Consider the following 15890-nt stretch of genomic DNA (forward strand, 5'->3'; position numbering starts at 1 on the left):
CAGCGCGCGGAGCCCGGCGGTGACGAGCACGGCGACGAGCACGCTCAGCACGAGCGGGCACCTGCGCCACAGCATCAGCGCCGCCACGGCGACCCCCACGGTGTGCGCCCCCACCGACCACGACCGGCCGGCGGCCAGCACCGAGGTGACCACGAGCGCGCTGAGGAGGGTCGGCGCCATGAGGACGATCACCCGCGTCACCGGTGCCGGCAGCGCCCGGCCACCCAGGAGCACCGGGCCGGCCGCCTTGATGAGCGCGGTCAGGGCGGCGAGGCCGAGGATGAGCCACCAGACCTGCGCGTAGGTCAACGTCACCCGTGCCTCACCCGGCCCTCCGCACCACACCGACGAGCGCGACGGCGCTGGCGGCCAGGATCGGGATGCCCGGTGGCGCGAGCGGTACGAGGGCCAGCGCGACCAGAGCGCCGGTGAGGGCGACCAGGCGCGACGTGCGGTCCCGCAGCTCCGCGATCAGCAACGACAGGAAGAAGACCGGGTAGATCGCGTCCAGCCCGAGTCGGTCGGTGTCACCGAGCAGGTCGCCCGAGACCGCGCCGACGACGGACCCGAGCGTCCACGCGACGTACTGCGGGAGCGTCGTGCCGAACAGCAACCACCGGTCGAAGGTGCCGTCACCACGATGGGCGAGCGCCCACGAGGAGTCCACGACGGTCTGCCCCTGCGCCGCGCGTCGCCACGGGCCACCGGGCAGCGACGGCGCCAGGGCGATGCCCATGGCCAGGAACCGGGCGTTCATCAGGCTCCCCGCGGTCAGGGCCGCGGGGATGCCGCCACCAGCGGTGACGACGGACAGCGCGGCGAACTGTGCGGAGCCGGCGAACACGATCATCGCGGTGACGCTGGCCTGGGCGACGCTGAACCCCGCCTGTCGAGCCAGCACCCCGAAGGAGACGCTGAGGAAGAACCCGACCGCCGCGAAGGGGAGCCCCAGCCGCAGGCCCCGGCGGAAGGAGGCGCGGTGCTCCACTCCGTCAGGAGGGCTTGACGTCGAGCACGACCTCGAACTCCAGCAGGTCCGCGCCGCTGGAGACCGGCTTGCGCTGCTCGCCCTCGGCACCCGCCGGGCCCGCGTGGGCCGCGCGGGCGTCGCCGTCGCGCCAGGCGGCGAACGACTCCTCGTCGCGCCAGTGCGTGACGACGAAGTAGCGGTCGTCGCCGGCGACGGGCCGCAGCAGCTGGAAGCCGAGGAAGCCGTCGGCGCCGTCGACGGTGTGGGCACGGGCGGCGAACCGCTTCTCCAGCTCGGGGCCCGCCTGCGGCGGCACGGTGATGGCGTTGATCTTCACGACTGAGTTCTGGGCGGACATGCGGCGAGCCTAGGCCGCTACCCTCGCCGCCATGGCCGAGCCCACGCTGCGATCCGTCGTCGACCTGGTGCACGGGTGGTACCCGCCCGGCACCGCTGAGGGCTGGGACCGGGTCGGTCTCGTGCACGGCGACCTCGACCAGCCCGTACGCCGGATCCTGCTCGCCGTGGATCCCGCACCGGTCGTGGCGCAGGAGGCCGCGGACTGGGACGCCGACCTGCTGCTGACCCACCACCCGCTCTACCTCAAGGGCGTGCACGGCTTCACGAGCCAGACCCCCAAGGGCCGCACGTCCATGACGCTCGCGGGGGCGGGCTGCGCGCTGCTGGCCGCCCACACCAACGCCGACCAGGCCGAGGGCGGCGTGTCCGAGGCGATGGCCCTGGCCCTGGGGCTGCGTGACGCGCGGCCGATCCTCCCGGCACCGCTGCCGGCCGTCGACAAGCTGGGCGTGATGGTGCCGGCCGCCGACGCCGACGGGATGCGCGCGGCGCTGGCCGGTGCCGGCGCGGGTGAGATCGGCGACTACGACCACGCCTCGTTCACGGTCGCCGGGGAGGGGCGCTTCCGTCCGCTGCCCGGCGCCGACCCGACGATCGGCTCCGTGGGCGAGGCCGAGCGCGTCGACGAGGTGCGGATCGAGGTGGTCTTCCCGCGCGGTCGGCGGGCCCACGTCGTGCGGGCGATGCTGGCCGCGCACCCCTACGAGGAGCCCGCCTACGACGTGCTCGAGCTGGCCGACCCGCGGATCGGGACCACCGGCACCGGTCGCATCGGCGACGTGGAGCCGACCACCCTCCGCGCCTTCGCCGAGCGGGTCGTGGAGGCGCTGCCGGGCACCGCCCACGGCGTGCGGGTCGCCGGCGACCTCGACCGTCCCGTACGCCGCGTGGCGCTGTGCGGGGGAGCGGGCGACTTCCTGCTCGACACCGTGCGCGGCACCGACGCCGATGTCTACGTCACGAGCGACCTGCGCCACCACCCGGCGACGGAGTTCCTCGAGCACGAGGGTCCCGCCCTGGTCGACGTCGCCCACTGGGCCGCGGAGTGGACCTGGCTGCCGGTGCTGGCGAGGCGGCTGGAGGGGGCGCTGGGCGATACGGTGGAGGTGCGGGTCAGCACGCGCTCCACCGACGCGTGGACGCACCGCCTCTGACCCGCCCCTGAACCCGCCTCTGATCCACCACGACACCCAGGAGTCACGCTGAAAGCCGACCCCGCCGCCCAGCTCCGGCTGCTCGACGTCCAGGAGCTCGACTCCCGGGCCCAGCAGCTGCACCACCAGCGCCGCACGCTGCCCGAGCTGGCCGAGATCGCCGAGCTCGAGCGCAGCCGCGCCGCCCTGGTCGACGAGGCCCGCGACGCCAAGATCGTCGTCGACGACCTGACCGTCGAGCAGGAGAAGGTCGACGCCGACGTCGAGACCGTCAAGGCACGCCGCACCCGCGACCGGGAGCGGATGGACGCCGGCCTCATCACCAACCCCAAGGACCTCGAGCGGATGACCGGCGAGCTCGAGTCGCTCGAGCGCCGCATCTCCACGCTGGAGGACGAGGAGCTCGAGGTCATGGAGCGGCTCGAGGCCGCCCAGGGGATGCTCTCCTCGGTCAACGACCGCATCGGCGCCGCCGACACCCGGCTCGCCGAGCTCGCGGCCGCGCGTGATGCCCGGTTCGCCGAGATCGACGCCGAGCTCGCCGAGCTGGCCACCCGCCGGGGTCCCGCGGTCGAGGGACTGCCCGCCGACCTGCTCGCGCTCTACGAGAAGCTGCGCGAGTCCAAGGGCGGCCTGGCCGTCTCGCACCTGACCCAGCGCCGCTGCGGCGGATGCCAGCTCGGCATCGACGCCGCCGAGCTCGCCGCCATCAAGGCCGCCCCGGCCGACGAGGTCGTGCGCTGCGAGGAGTGCTCGCGGATCCTCGTCCGCACCTCCGAGTCCGGCCTGTGACCCCAACTTCCGAGGCAGCCCCGGACACCGTCGTCGTCGAGGCCGACGGCGGCTCGCGCGGCAACCCGGGTCCGGCCGGCTACGGCGCGCTGGTGCGCGACGCCGCCACCGGGGAGGTCCTCGCCGAGGCGGCGGTGGCGATCGGGGAGGCGACCAACAACGTCGCCGAGTACGCCGGTCTCATCGCCGGTCTGCGGCTCGCGCTCGACCACGCGCCGGGTGCGCGGATCGAGGTCCGGATGGACTCCAAGCTGGTCGTGGAGCAGATGAAGGGCGCCTGGAAGGTCAAGCACCCCGGCCTGCAGCCGCTGCACGCCGAGGCCAGCGACCTCGCTCCCGCGGGCACCACCTTCACCTGGATCCCACGCGCCGAGAACGCCGATGCCGATGCCCTGGCCAACCGGGCGATGGACGGCGACGAGGTCGCTCCGGGTCCGGTGGGGAGCGCCGCCGGCGGGGCAGCCGACGGGGCAGCCGACGGGGGAGTCGGTGCTCACCGAGGCCGAGCTCGCCGGCCTCGCGACCGCGCTGGCCGCCGCCGGGGTGCCGGTGGCCGGTCCGCTGCACGCCTCGCTCATCTCCGGGGGTCGCTCCAACCTCACCCTGCGCCTGGGCGACGGCGTGCACGACTGGGTGCTGCGGATGCCACCCCGGGTGGGCCGCACCCCCTCGGCCCACGACGTCGCCCGCGAGGCGCGGGTGGCCGGGGCCCTCGCCGCCACCGACGTGCCGGTCGCCGCCGTCCGCCTGGTCGGCACGGGCGAGGCCGCCGACGCGCTGCTCGGCGGGCCCTACACCGTCGTCGACCACGTCGCCGGGGCCACGATCCGCACCGAGGCCGACCTCGCCGCGCGGATCCCCGTCGACGCCCACCTGCGCGACGTCGTCGCCGCGCTGGCCGCCACCCTCGCGCAGCTGCACCGGGTGGACCCGCTGGCGATCGGGCTGGAGGGCTTCGGGCGCCCCGACGGGTACGCCGCCCGCCAGCTGCGCCGCTGGTCGGGGCAGTGGGAGCACGTCGGCACCTCGGACCACGACGACCTCCACGCCCGCGCCGTCGCCCGGCTCGGAGCCGCGCTGCCGCGCCAGGCGGCCACCGGCATCGTGCACGGCGACTACCGCATCGACAACACCCTGCTCGCCGTCGCCCCCCATGCACCCGGTGCCGGTGCCGGTGCGGAGCAGGAGCCGGCCGTGCTGCCGCGCGTGGCCGCCGTCGTGGACTGGGAGCTCTCGACGCTCGGCGACCCGGTGGCCGACGTCGCGATGATGGTGACCTACCGCGACCCGGCGTTCGCGCTGCTGATCGCCGACGCCGCCTGGACCTCGCCGCGGATGCCGTCGTCGGCGGACCTGGCGGCCGCCTACGGCGAGGCGGGCGGCGTCGAGCTGGTCGACTGGGACCAGCACCTGGCGCTCGCGGCGTACAAGATCGCGATCATCGCCGCCGGCATCGCCCACCGGCACCGTGCGCGCGGGGGCCAGGGGCACGAGGCCGCCGCCGACGCGGTGCCGGTGTTCCTCGAGCGCACCGTCGAGCTGCTCGGCTGAGCCCGGCCGTGATGCGGGGCGCTCAGCGGGGCGCGAGCAGCGCCGCGAGCGTCTCCACCACGGTGTCGAGGTCGCGCCGCGCGGCGGGGCTGGTGGTGGAGGTGCTGTTGAGGGCGCCCACCAGCAGGTCGCGCAGCGTGCGGGCGTCGACGTCGCTGCGCACGACGCCGTCGCGACGACCGCGCTCGAGCTCGCGGGACCACACCAGGCCGAACCGCCGTTCGGCGGTGACGTGGGCAGCGCGGAGCTCGGGCGGTAGCGTCTCGACCATGCGGACCACGGCGGCCGCCCGCACGTCGGAGGCGTGCAGCGCGTCGAGGTGACCGCGCAGGGCCGCGCGCAGCCGCGTGGCGGCGTCGGCGTCGGGCGGCACCCGCTCCAGTGCCGCCTCCAGGGCGGCGCGGGCGGAGTCGACGCCGTCGGCGAGCACGCTGGCCACCAGCTCGTCTTTGGTGCGGAAGTGGAAGTAGAGGCTGCCGACCTGCAGGCCCGCCGCGGCGGCGATCCGCCGCAGGCTCGCGCCGCCGTAGCCGTGGGCGGCGAACTCGACCGCCGCGACCTCCAGGATCCGACGCCGCGTGCGGGCGGCCTTCGTGCCGGTTCCGGCGTCGGCGGTGGCGGGCTCGGGGGAGATCACGGCCTCAGCCTATGGCGTCTCGGACGTCCGTTCGATTATCGTGATTCGGACGATCGTTCGAAAAGGAGCCGCGATGACCACCGCGACCACCGTGACCGCCGTGCCGCGCACGCAGGACCGGATGACCCACGACCTGCTGCTGCCGAAGGAGACCGTGGCGCTGCGCGCCCGCGCCCGCGACTCCGTGGCCCGCCACCTCGCGCCGGTGGCGCGCGAGATCGGCACCCGCGAGGAGTCGGCCGACACCTTCCCGTGGGAGGCCTTCCGCGGGCTCGCCTCCGACGGGCTGTTCGCGGTGCCGTTCGGCCCCGAGTACGGGGGCGGCTACGAGTACCCGATGCTCGCGGCCTGCACGGTGACCGAGGAGATCGCCTACGAGTCCTCCTCGATCGCCGGCGTCTACGACGGCCAGTGCATCCTCGTGCCCGCCACACTGCGCCACGCGCGCCCCGAGCTGCGCGAGCGGCTGATCCCCGAGCTCGTGAGCGGGGCGACCGCGTTCTCCTTCGCCACCACCGAGCCCGACACCTCCTCCGACCTCACCGCCGCCCGGCTGAGCACCTGGGCCGAGGAGACCCCCGACGGCTACGTCGTCAACGGCCGCAAGCGGTGGATCACCAACAGCGTCGTGGCCGGCTGGGTCTCGATCCTGGTGCGGGCGGGACGGGAGGGGAACCGTGCCCACATGCTGCTGATCGACCTCCGCTCACCGGGCGTGCGCATCGGCACCCCCGACCTGAAGATGGGGCACCGCGGCCAGATCACCGCCGACATCGAGCTCGTCGACGTGCATGTGCCCCGCGCCCACGTGCTCGGGGAGCCCGGGCGCGGGATGGCGGTCGCGCTGTCCTCGCTGGTGCGCGGGCGGATCGGCATCGGCGCGGCCGGCGTCGGGGTGGCCCAGGCCGCGCTCGACCTCGCCGTGCACCGGCTGCAGACCCGGGAGGTCTTCGGGCGTCCGCTGGGCGCGATGCAGCACTGGCAGTTCGTGATGGCCCAGCGCGCCACCGAGATCGAGTGCGCCCGCTCGCTCTACCAGAAGGCCGCGATGCTCCTCGACGCCGGCGACGACACCGCCGAGCCCGAGGCCGCCATGGCCAAGGCCTACGGCACCCGGCTGGCCAACGACCTCGTGCGCGAGGCCATCCAGATCCACGGCGCCCTCGGCTTCGCCCGCCAGGTCGGGGAGACCGGGGAGTCGGTGCGACTGGAGGAGATGTACCGCGACGCCAAGATCCTGGAGATCTTCGAGGGCGCCAACGAGCTGCAGCACTGGATCGTCGCCCGCCGCCTGCTCGGCCGCGACCTCACCGGCTGACCCCTCCCTCCCCCTGCCGTCGACCGGGGTCGCCGGTGGGACGTCGTCCCAAGCATTCCGCAGGCGTTCGGCCCGGGAACGCCTGCCGGATGCTTGGTGCGACGTCCCACGGCGAGCGCCGTGAGCGTCGCGATCCGGCCGGGGGTATCGCGCCGCGGGCGCTCGCCTGCGCATGATGCGCCCTTGTGACCGCTGTGACCTCCGACACTCCCGGCGTGCGCCGGCCGCTCCGACGCGGCCCGCTCGCCCTCCTCGCGCTGGTGGTGGCGCTGCCGCTGCTGCCCCTGCTGCTCACGCCGGGCGGGGCGGGGCTCCTGCCCGGAGCCGGCGCCGCGCCGGCAGAGGGCCTGCGGATCCTCGCGGTCTCCACCCGGCCCGACCTCGTGACCGACGGCGACGTGCGGGTCGAGATCGTGCTGCCCGACGGCGTCCGGCCGCGCGAGGTGCGGGTGACCGCCGGGAACCGCGACGTCACCGACGCCTTCGCGGTGCGGCGCGGCGGCGCCTTCGAGGGCCTGGTGTCCGGGCTGCGGCCGGGGGCCACCACCATCACCGCGACGGCCCCCGGGCGCAGCGGGACCCTCGCGGTGGTGAACCACGACACGAGCGGGCCGGTGTTCTCGGGGCCGCAGTCGACCTACTACCGCTGCCAGCCGACGGCGCGCGACCGCGGGTGCAGCGAGCCGGCGCGCTATCGCCTGCTCTACGCCTCCTCCAACCCGCTGCGCCCGGGCCTGCTGCCCTACGACGAGAAGAACCCGCCCTCCGACGTCGCCACGACCACGACCGACGAGGGCGTGCGGGTGCCGTTCATCGTGCGCAAGGAGACCGGCTACGCCCTGCGCGACCGGTACACGATCTTCGTGCTGTGGCGCCCGGGGCGCGCGTGGGACCCGTTCGCGCCGCCGTCGCAGTTCAACCGCAAGCTGCTGATCACTCACGGCGGCGGGTGCGGGGCGTCCTACACCCCCGCCGATCCGCCCACCGGCGACTTCTCCGGCACGATCCCCGTGGCGATCCCAGGACTTCAGGAGTCCTATGTCGCCGCCCTGAGCAAGGGCTTCGGCGTCATGGCCACGGCGCTGGCGAACACCGGTCACCACTGCAACCCGGTGGTCAACGCCGAGTCGCTGGTGCTGGCCAAGGAGCGGTTCGTCGAGCAGTACGGCCGGCTGCGCTACACCATCGGCACCGGCTGCTCGGGCGGCTCGATCGCGCAGTACACCGTGGCCAACGCCTACCCCGGCGTCTACCAGGGGCTGGTGACCACCTGCTCCTACCCCGACACCTTCACCGCCGGCGCGCAGTTCGCCGACTACCACCTGCTGCGCGGGTACTTCGAGCGCCCGCAGCGCTGGGGCACCGGGGTGGTGTGGACCCAGGAGCAGATGGCCGCCGTCGAGGGCCACCTCAGCATCGTCAACGGCATCGTCGCCGACGAGGGCCTGTTCAAGGCCGCCTTGGACCCCGAGCACCCCTGCCCCGGCACCACCGCGCCGAAGCGGGGCGACACGCGCACCCGCTACGACTCCCGGATCAACCCCGGCGGCGTGCGCTGCTCGGTGCTCGACCTGCTGATCAACCCCCTCGCGCCGCGGCCCCGCTCGGCGTGGGGGCCCGAGGAGAAGCAGGTCGGGCGCGGCTTCGGCGGCATCCCGTTCGGCAACGCCGGGCTGCAGTACGGCCTCAAGCAGCTGCGCTCCGGCCTCATCACGCCCGCGCAGTTCGTGGACCTCAACGCCGCGATCGGCGGGCTCGACGTCGACGAGCGCCGCACCCGCGCCCGCACCGTCGGCGACGTCGCCTCGGTGCGCAACGCCTACCGCACCGGGCTGATCAACGAGGCCGGCGGACTCTCCGAGGTCGCGATCATCGACCACGGCGGCCCCGACCCGGGCGCGGCCCACGACACCGCCCACACCTTCTGGACCCAGGAGCGGCTGCGCCGCGCGCAGGGCCACACCGACAACCGCGTGATGTGGTTCGGGCTGGTGCCGCTGATCGGCGACCCGCGCTGGGCCGTCGAGGCGCTGTTCGAGATGGACCGCTGGCTGAGCCGGATCGAGGTCGACCGGCGCGACGTCCCGCTGGCGCGCAAGGTGGTGCAGGACCGCCCCGCGAACCTCACCGACCGCTGCTCCAACATCCCCGGCATCCTCGAGGTCGAGCGCGACGGCCGGACGCGGTGCGTGCAGCCCGAGCGGCTCCGCCTGCGGCTCTCGACCCCGCGCGAGCAGGCCGGCGGCCCGACCACCAACGACGTCCTCGCCTGTCGCCTCAAGCCCCTGCGCCGCGCCGACTACGACCAGTTGATCCCCTTCACCGACGACCAGTGGCGCACCCTGCAGCGGATCTTCCCCGACGGCGTGTGCGACTTCTCCCGCCGGGGCATCGGCCAGTCCCAGGCCCGCACCTGGCTGGGCTACAGCGACGCCGACGGCGACGTCGTCTACGGCGGCCGCGAGCTGCCCGGCGTCGCTCGGGGCCAGGCCTCGGGCTGGGCCGGAGGTGTCTGGGCCGACCTCGTCCGCCGCTGATCCGTGGTCGCCGTTCTCCGTCGCAACTAGCGAAATTGGCAGGCACTGCGTCCCGAGGGACCCGGTCGTCTGCCAGTTTCGCTCGTTGCGACGCACCCCCGGCGACCACCGCGGGCCGGTGGAGGCGGGGCTTCCGGCGGTGGTTACCCGCGGGTAGGATCGGGTGGCATGAGCCACGTGACGTGCACGATCGAGGACGGCATCGCCCAGGTGCGGCTGGACCGGCCGGAGAAGCTGAACGCGCTGACGCTGCAGATCCTCGACGACCTCGCGGCCACCGCCCGCACGCTGCGGCGCGACAAGCACCTGCGCGCCGTCGTGCTGGCCGGGGAGGGTGACGCGTTCTGCGCCGGCCTCGACTTCGGCTCCGTGCTCAAGCAGCCCCGCCGGATCGTGACGTCGTTCGTGCCGAACCCCCTGCGCGGCACCAACCGGTTCCAGGAGGCCTGCTGGGCCTGGCGGCGGCTGCCGGTGCCGGTGATCGCGGCGGTGCACGGGCACTGCCTCGGGGGCGGGCTGCAGATCGCGATGGCCGCCGACTTCCGGATCGCCACCCCCGACTCCCAGTGGTCGGTGCTGGAGGCCAAGTGGGGCATCATCCCCGACATGACCGGCATCCGGTCGCTGGCCCAGCAGGTCGGTCTCGACACCGCCAAGCGGCTCACGATGACCGCCGAGGTCCTCTCGGGCAAGGAGGCCCGCGACCTCGGGCTGGTCACCGAGCTCGACGCCGACCCGGTGGCCGCCGCCCTCCGCTTCGCCGAGCAGCTCAAGGGTCGCTCGCCCGACCAGCTCGCGGCCGCCAAGCGGCTCTTCGAGGACACCTGGACGGCGTCGGCGCGTCGCACCTTCGCCCGCGAGCGCATCGAGCAGGCCTGGTTGCTCTTCGGCGCCAACACCAAGGCCGCCCGCGCCGCCGCCTTCAGCAAGCAGACCCCCGAGTACGGCCCGCGTCAGCGCTGAGCGGACGACCCCCGGCGGTGACCCGGCGGGGTGTCAGGGGTAGCGGAGGCCGGTGGTCCGCTCGCTGATCTCCCACAGCCGGCGGGCGGCGTCGGGGTCGCGGGCGATCCGGTTGCCCGTGGTGACCTGGGGGACGCCGGAGAACTCCGCGAGTCCGGACGGGCCCACGTAGGTGCCGCCGGGCAGGTCGTCGGTGGCGGCCATGAGGGTGGGCCAGGCGCCGGCCGCCGCGGGCTGGGCGATGGCGCGGATGCCGGCGTCGAGCACCGAGGCGATGCCGCCGCTGGCGCGCCCGTACTGGCCGTTGGCGGCCAGGTGGGTGCCGGCGAAGCCGGGGTGGGCGGCGAGGGCCCGCACCGGCACGTCGGCGGCGGCGCAGCGGCGCTCGAGCTCGGCGGTGAACAGCAGGTTGGCCAGCTTGGACTGCCCGTAGGTGTTCCACTTGCGGTACAGCCGCGGTCGTCGGGTGGGGTCGCCCAGCGGGGCGCTGCTCGCGATGCGGTGCATCTGCGAGGCCACGGCGACGACGCGTGCGGGCGCGCCGTCGGTGGCGGCGGCGATCAGCTGGGGCAGCAGCAGGCCGGTGAGCAGGAAGGGCCCGAAGTGGTTGGTCGCCAGCTGCAGGTCCAGACCGTCGGCGGTGACCGTGCGCTTGGTGGCCATCACCCCGGCGTTGTTGATCAGCACGTGGATCGGCCCGAGGTCGGCGGCCTGTGCCGCGGCCTCGCGCACCGCGGCGAGCGAGGCGAGGTCGAGTCGCAGGGTGGTCAGGTCGGCGTCGGGCACCTCCCCGCGCACGGCCGCGACGGTCTCCTCCAGCTTGGCGGGCGTGCGTCCTGCGAGCACGACGCGCGCCCCGCGCCGGGCCAGCTCGAGTGCGGTGTAGTGGCCCAGGCCGCCCACGCTGGGGCCGGTGACGACGATCGTGCGCCCGGTCTGGTCCGGGAGGGCGGCCAGGCTCCACGCGGGAGCGGTGCGCGCGCCGCTCACGGCGTCGTCGCCATCGCCGCGACGATCCGCTGTCCGAGCTCGTGGTCGCCCTCGAGCCGCACGAGCTCGTGCGCGGTCGAGCCACGCCCGCCCGCGAGCCGGATGAAGGTCTCGCGGTCCATCTCCAGCACGACCGTCGGCCGACCGGGCAGGGCGTCGAGGCGTCGTCCCTTGCCGTCCTCGGTGACCGTGACCCCCACCGGGTCCTCCCCGACGACGACGAGCACGGCGGTGGTGCCGGCCGGTGCGCCGGCCTTCTTGGCCACGACATAGCCGAAGGACTCCGCGAGGTAGCTCACGGTGTGGTCGGCGCCCGGCGTGTGCAGACCGCCGGGGCGCCCGACCGCGCGGCGGACGTCCTGCTCGTGCATCCACACGTCCAGCGGCCGGTTGCGCAGCAGCGTGTTCCACGTCCACGGCACCCCGCCGGGCACGATCGCGGGCGCGCCCGCGGGGTCGGTGGGCGGGTCGGCGAGCAGCTGGGCGCGGCGGCGCGCGGTGGCGTCGCGGATCTCGGCCACGACGGCGCCGGGGGCGTGCGTGCGCCGGTTGACCACCCCGATCTCGGTGTAGTGGGCGAACAGGCTGGTGACGTGGGCCGGCGGCGGGTCGCCGATCTCGGCGTGCTCCTCGCCGTCGCCGGCCAGCACCTTCTCCAGGTGCGCGATGTGCGCGGCGACGTCGTGCACGGTCCAGCCGGCCAGGTCGGTGGGGCGGGTCCAGTCCTGCTCGTCGAGCTCGTCGAGCAGCGCGGTGAGGTCGGTGACCGAGCTCCACCAGGTCTCGATGTACCCGGCCAGCCGGGCGGCGTCGTCCACGTCGTGCGCGTCGTCCATGAGCGGCAACCTAATCGGATCACCGCCTGGCCGCACCGACCGTCCGGATGGCCGGCGTCAGTCCATCAGCGCCAGGCTGAGGGCGATCGCCAGCATGGTGAGGCCGATGAGCACATCGAGCACCTGCCAGGCCCGGGGGCGGGCGAGCAGGCGGTGCGCGGAGCGGGCGCCGAACCCCAGGCCGGTGAACCACAGCACGCTCGCGGTGCCGGCGCCCACGGCGAACGCCACCCGGGAGTCCTGGCTCGAGGCGATGGAGCCCAGCAGGAGCACGGTGTCGAGGTAGACGTGGGGGTTGAGCCAGGTGAGCAGCACGGCCGTGCGCACCGCGCGCCCGCGGGTGGCGTCGGTGCCCGTGGCGGCCTCGAGCGAGGAGCCCTCGCGGGCCCGCCGCAGCGCGCCCAGGCCGTACCAGGTGAGGAACGCGACGCCGGCCCAGCGCACGACGTCCACGAGCCAGCCGGCGTTCTCGACGATGACGCCGATGCCGGCCACGCCCGCGGCGATCAGCACCACGTCGGACAGCGCGCAGACCGCGACGACGGGGCCGACGTGGCGGCGCGCCAGGCCCTGGCGCAGCACGAAGGCGTTCTGCGCGCCGATGGCGACGATCAGGCTCAGGCCGGTGAGGAGACCGGCGCTCGCGGAGGACCACACGTCCTCGACGCTAGGGGTCGGGCACCGTTACGTCCAACGAAGGAATCTGTGCATTGTTTAGCATCGCTTCATGACGCCGCACCCCGATCAGCTGGCCGCCCTCGCCGCGATCGTCGAGCACGGCAGCTTCGAGGCCGCCGCCCGACAGCTGCACGTGACCACCAGCGCGGTCAGCCAGCGCATCCGGGCCCTGGAGTCCGGCACCGGCCGCGTGCTGGTGGAGCGCGCCAGCCCGTGCCGCGCCACCCCGGCCGGCGAGGCGCTCGTACGGCTGGCGCGGCAGGTCGCCCTGGTCTATGACGAGGCCCGCGAGCACCTGGGCGATCCCGGTCCCGGAGCGGTGGTCGACCTCCCGGTCGCGGTGAACGCCGACTCCCTGGCCACCTGGTTCCGGCCGGTGCTCGCCGAGGTGGCCGGGTGGGACGGCGTCCGGCTGCGGCTGCGGGTCGAGGACCAGGGGTGGTCGGCCGACCACCTGCGCCGCGGCGACGTGCTCGCCGCCGTGACCTCCGACCCGACGCCGGTGCAGGGCTGCCGGGTCGAGCCGCTCGGCACGCTGCGCTACCGCCCCGCCGTCGCGCCCGCCCTGGCGCGCGACCGTGATGGTGCGGGGGCGGGGGCGGGGGCGCTGGCGGACCTGCCGATGGTCGTGTTCAACGCCAAGGACCGGCTGCAGCACGACCTGCTGCGTCGCTGGGACCTCCCGGAGCCTGCCGTCGTGCACGAGGTGCCCACCTCGGCCGATTTCGTGGCCGCGATCGGTGCCGGCCTCGGGTGGGGACTGGTGCCCGACCCGCAGCTGGCGCCGGAGATCGCCGCGGGCCGGTTGGTCGCTCTCGACACCGCCGGGGCCGTGGAGGTGCCGTTGCACTGGCAGTGCTGGCGGCTGCGCACCCCCACCCTCGAGCGCCTCAGCGACGCCGTGCGCGCGGCGGCCGGCGCTCGGCTGGCCCCGCCGGCCCGGGTGGACTCCTCCACCCCGGACGCGACCAGGGGCCGCCCGGAGTGATCCGGACGGCCCCTGGCCGGTGTTCGGGTGGAACGACGGCGGTTCGGCCTCAGAAGGCGTCCTCGTCGAGGTCCATGAGGTCCAGGGTGGTGGCCTCGAGGATCGCGCGCTCGGCGGTGAGCTTCGGCAGGTGGTACTGCGCGAAGAACTGGGCGGCGGCGACCTTGCCCTCGTAGAAGGCCTTGTCCGCACCCGGGTCGCCCCCGAGCTTGTTCAGGGCGACCTCGGCCTGGCGCAGCAGCAGCCAGGAGCACACGACGTCGCCCAGCGCCATCAGCAGGCGGGAGGTGTTCAGGCCCACCTTGTAGATGTTGCGGATCTCGTCCTGGGCCGACATCAGGTCGTTGATCATGTGGCCGACCATGGCGTTGGCGTCGTCGAGGGCCGTGGCGAGCAGGGCGCGCTCGTTCTTCAGGCGACCGTTGCCGGCCTCGGTCTCGATGAACTTGGTGATCTCGCCGGCGATGTGGCCCAGCGCGGCACCCTGGTTCTTCACGATCTTGCGGAAGAAGAAGTCCTGGCCCTGGATCGCGGTGGTGCCCTCGTAGAGGGTGTCGATCTTGGCGTCGCGGACGTACTGCTCGATCGGGTAGTCCTGGAGGAAGCCGGAGCCGCCGAAGGTCTGCAGCGACTCGGTGCCCAGCAGCACCCACGAGCGCTCCGAGCCGTAGCCCTTCACGATCGGCAGCAGCAGGTCGTTGACGGCGTGGGCCAGCTTGTAGGCGTCGTCGTGGTTGCCCTCGAACTCCGCGATCTGGATCTGGTCCTGGTAGGTCGCGGTGTACATGACCAGCGCGCGCATGGCCTCGGCGGCCGACTTCTGCAGCATCAGCGAGCGGCGCACGTCGGGGTGGTGGGTGATGGTGACGCGCGGGGCGGTCTTGTCGCCGGACTGGGTCAGGTCGGCGCCCTGGAAGCGCTGCTTGGCGTAGTCGAGGGCGTTGAGGTAGCCGGTCGAGAGGGTGGCGATCGCCTTGGTGCCGACCATCATGCGGGCGTTCTCGATGACCTGGAACATCTGCGCGATGCCGTCGTGCACCTCGCCGAGCAGCCAGCCCTGCGCGGGCTCGCCGCCGCCGACCTGCGGGTCGCCGAAGGTGACCTCGCAGGTGTTGGAGATCTTCAGACCCATCTTGTGCTCGACGTTGGTCACGTAGGCGCCGTTGCGCTCACCGGTGAGCTCGCCGGTCTCGTGGTCGAAGTGGTACTTGGGCACCAGGAACAGCGAGAGGCCCTTGGTGCCGGGGCCGCCGACGCCCTCGACGCCCGCGGGGCGCGCGAGGACCAGGTGCATGATGTTCTCCTGCAGGTCCGACTCCGCCGAGGTGATGAACCGCTTGACCCCGGTGATGTTCCAGGAGCCGTCCTCGTTCGGGGTGGCCTTGGTGCGGCCGGCGCCGACGTCGGAGCCCGCGTCGGGCTCGGTCAGCACCATGGTGGCGCCCCACTGGCGCTCGACCATGATCTGGGCGATGCGCTTGTCGCGCTCGGTGCCGTTGCGCTCCACCACGCCGGCGAAGGACGGGCCGGCGGCGTACATCCAGATGGCGGGGTTCGCGCCGAGCACGAACTCGCCCATGGCCCAGTTGAGGCTGGAGGGGGCCATCTGGCCGCCGATGGACTCCGGGATCTGCAGGCGCCAGAACTCCGAGGCCATGTAGGCCTCGTAGGACTTCTTGAACGCCTCGCCCACGGGGGCGGTGTTGGTGGCGGCGTCGAAGGCCGGCGGGGTGCGGTCGCTGTCCACGAAGGAGGCGGCGAGGTCCTCGCGCGAGAGGCGCTCCATCTCGGTCAGGATCTCGCGGGCCGTGTCGGCGTCGACCTCGGCGAAGGGGCCCTGGCCCAGGATCTCGTCGCGACCGAAGACCTCGAACAGGTTGAAGTAGATGTCGCGCAGGTTGCTGCGGTAGTGGCTCATCGAACCGTTCCTCACATGTGCTCGGGAAGGGGCGCGGCGTCCGTGCGGGCTACCGGCCAGTAACTTAATGATAGGTAACTTGCGGGACCCCCGCAAGGAATCCGAAGGGTGATCCCCGCCGCGCGGCGTCGCGGAATGCGACCCCACCTGCGGGTGGGGATCGGGCCCGCGATGGCCCCCGCCGTCCCTCTCCGATCG

Annotated in this window: 15 protein-coding genes and 1 pseudogene; 8 read left to right on the plus strand and 8 right to left on the minus strand. The window is 74.0% G+C overall.

The window, feature by feature from the left end:
- The 3 genes from ACERUJ_RS03440 to ACERUJ_RS03450 all read right to left on the minus strand — a co-directional run.
- On the minus strand, window positions 1-315 hold a 315-nt coding region (locus tag ACERUJ_RS03440; protein ID WP_370037811.1), incomplete at its 3' end, for an AzlD domain-containing protein.
- Window positions 316-322: 7 nt separating this feature from the next.
- On the minus strand, window positions 323-988 hold the full coding sequence (locus ACERUJ_RS03445) for an AzlC family ABC transporter permease (protein ID WP_300388621.1): 666 nt from the start codon (window positions 986-988) through the stop codon (window positions 323-325).
- A gap of 4 nt (window positions 989-992) precedes the next feature.
- Window positions 993-1328: an antibiotic biosynthesis monooxygenase gene (locus ACERUJ_RS03450; protein ID WP_300403645.1), complete on the minus strand. Its 336-nt coding sequence runs from the start codon at window positions 1326-1328 to the stop codon at window positions 993-995.
- Window positions 1329-1359: 31 nt separating this feature from the next.
- Between ACERUJ_RS03450 and ACERUJ_RS03455 the strand changes: the two genes are divergently transcribed.
- From ACERUJ_RS03455 to ACERUJ_RS03470, 4 genes and pseudogenes are all read left to right on the plus strand, one after another.
- The gene (locus ACERUJ_RS03455; RefSeq protein WP_370247040.1) at window positions 1360-2484 is read left to right on the plus strand and encodes a YqfO family protein; all 1125 of its coding nucleotides are present in this window, start codon (window positions 1360-1362) and stop codon (window positions 2482-2484) included.
- Between the two features lie 303 nt (window positions 2485-2787).
- Window positions 2788-3276 (plus strand): zinc ribbon domain-containing protein, encoded by a 489-nt coding sequence (locus ACERUJ_RS03460; RefSeq protein WP_292606107.1) that lies wholly within the window; start codon window positions 2788-2790, stop codon window positions 3274-3276.
- Window positions 3273-3623 (plus strand): annotated as a pseudogene (locus ACERUJ_RS03465) (reverse transcriptase-like protein); the annotation flags it as partial. The gene ACERUJ_RS03460 and the pseudogene ACERUJ_RS03465, both read left to right, overlap by 4 nt.
- A gap of 142 nt (window positions 3624-3765) precedes the next feature.
- Window positions 3766-4827 carry a phosphotransferase family protein gene (locus ACERUJ_RS03470; RefSeq protein ID WP_370247041.1) on the plus strand — a complete coding sequence of 354 codons (1062 nt, stop codon included), beginning with the start codon at window positions 3766-3768 and terminating at the stop codon, window positions 4825-4827.
- 22 nt (window positions 4828-4849) lie between these two features.
- Here ACERUJ_RS03470 and ACERUJ_RS03475 read toward each other — a convergent pair whose 3' ends face one another.
- Entirely contained in the window at window positions 4850-5464 is a 615-nt protein-coding gene (locus ACERUJ_RS03475; RefSeq protein WP_370247042.1) for a TetR/AcrR family transcriptional regulator, read from the minus strand.
- Window positions 5465-5537: 73 nt separating this feature from the next.
- On the opposite strand from ACERUJ_RS03475, the gene ACERUJ_RS03480 reads away from it, so the two are divergent.
- The 3 genes from ACERUJ_RS03480 to ACERUJ_RS03490 all read left to right on the plus strand — a co-directional run bounded on the left by ACERUJ_RS03480 (window position 5538) and on the right by ACERUJ_RS03490 (window position 10282).
- Entirely contained in the window at window positions 5538-6782 is a 1245-nt protein-coding gene (locus ACERUJ_RS03480) for an acyl-CoA dehydrogenase family protein (RefSeq protein ID WP_370247043.1), read from the plus strand.
- A gap of 215 nt (window positions 6783-6997) precedes the next feature.
- On the plus strand, window positions 6998-9319 hold the full coding sequence (locus tag ACERUJ_RS03485; RefSeq protein WP_370247044.1) for a DUF6351 family protein: 2322 nt from the start codon (window positions 6998-7000) through the stop codon (window positions 9317-9319).
- A gap of 168 nt (window positions 9320-9487) precedes the next feature.
- Entirely contained in the window at window positions 9488-10282 is a 795-nt protein-coding gene (locus ACERUJ_RS03490) for a crotonase/enoyl-CoA hydratase family protein (protein ID WP_370247045.1), read from the plus strand.
- 33 nt (window positions 10283-10315) lie between these two features.
- Here ACERUJ_RS03490 and ACERUJ_RS03495 read toward each other — a convergent pair whose 3' ends face one another.
- The 3 genes from ACERUJ_RS03495 to ACERUJ_RS03505 are packed head-to-tail and all read right to left on the minus strand — an operon-like array spanning window position 10316 to window position 12765.
- Window positions 10316-11272, minus strand: coding sequence for an oxidoreductase (locus ACERUJ_RS03495; RefSeq protein WP_370247046.1), 957 nt, complete (start codon window positions 11270-11272; stop codon window positions 10316-10318).
- Window positions 11269-12108 (minus strand): maleylpyruvate isomerase family mycothiol-dependent enzyme, encoded by an 840-nt coding sequence (locus ACERUJ_RS03500; RefSeq protein WP_370247047.1) that lies wholly within the window; start codon window positions 12106-12108, stop codon window positions 11269-11271. The genes ACERUJ_RS03495 and ACERUJ_RS03500 overlap by 4 nt, the downstream gene beginning before the upstream one ends.
- 57 nt (window positions 12109-12165) lie before the next feature.
- A complete protein-coding gene (locus tag ACERUJ_RS03505) occupies window positions 12166-12765 on the minus strand; it encodes a LysE/ArgO family amino acid transporter (protein WP_370247048.1) in 600 nt (199 codons plus the stop codon).
- 70 nt (window positions 12766-12835) lie between these two features.
- On the opposite strand from ACERUJ_RS03505, the gene ACERUJ_RS03510 reads away from it, so the two are divergent.
- On the plus strand, window positions 12836-13774 hold the full coding sequence (locus tag ACERUJ_RS03510) for a LysR family transcriptional regulator ArgP (protein ID WP_370247049.1): 939 nt from the start codon (window positions 12836-12838) through the stop codon (window positions 13772-13774).
- Window positions 13775-13823: 49 nt separating this feature from the next.
- Here ACERUJ_RS03510 and ACERUJ_RS03515 read toward each other — a convergent pair whose 3' ends face one another.
- Window positions 13824-15692, minus strand: coding sequence for an acyl-CoA dehydrogenase (locus ACERUJ_RS03515; protein WP_370247050.1), 1869 nt, complete (start codon window positions 15690-15692; stop codon window positions 13824-13826).
- Window positions 15693-15890 lie beyond the last annotated feature (198 nt).

Origin of the sequence: Nocardioides sp. (genome assembly GCF_964228225.1) — a bacterium.
In the GTDB taxonomy this organism is placed as follows: domain Bacteria; phylum Actinomycetota; class Actinomycetes; order Propionibacteriales; family Nocardioidaceae; genus Nocardioides.

Bases quoted from the DNA above. Each gene is read 5' to 3' on its own strand.
- ACERUJ_RS03460 (WP_292606107.1), top strand. From the start codon at position 2,788: ATGGACGCCGGCCTCATCACCAACCCCAAGGACCTCGAGCGGATGACC.
- ACERUJ_RS03450 (WP_300403645.1), bottom strand. From the start codon at position 1,328: ATGTCCGCCCAGAACTCAGTCGTGAAGATCAACGCCATCACCGTGCCG.
- ACERUJ_RS03490 (WP_370247045.1), top strand. From the start codon at position 9,488: ATGAGCCACGTGACGTGCACGATCGAGGACGGCATCGCCCAGGTGCGG.
- ACERUJ_RS03515 (WP_370247050.1), bottom strand. From the start codon at position 15,692: ATGAGCCACTACCGCAGCAACCTGCGCGACATCTACTTCAACCTGTTC.
- ACERUJ_RS03455 (WP_370247040.1), top strand. From the start codon at position 1,360: ATGGCCGAGCCCACGCTGCGATCCGTCGTCGACCTGGTGCACGGGTGG.
- ACERUJ_RS03480 (WP_370247043.1), top strand. From the start codon at position 5,538: ATGACCACCGCGACCACCGTGACCGCCGTGCCGCGCACGCAGGACCGG.
- ACERUJ_RS03510 (WP_370247049.1), top strand. From the start codon at position 12,836: ATGACGCCGCACCCCGATCAGCTGGCCGCCCTCGCCGCGATCGTCGAG.
- ACERUJ_RS03500 (WP_370247047.1), bottom strand. From the start codon at position 12,108: ATGGACGACGCGCACGACGTGGACGACGCCGCCCGGCTGGCCGGGTAC.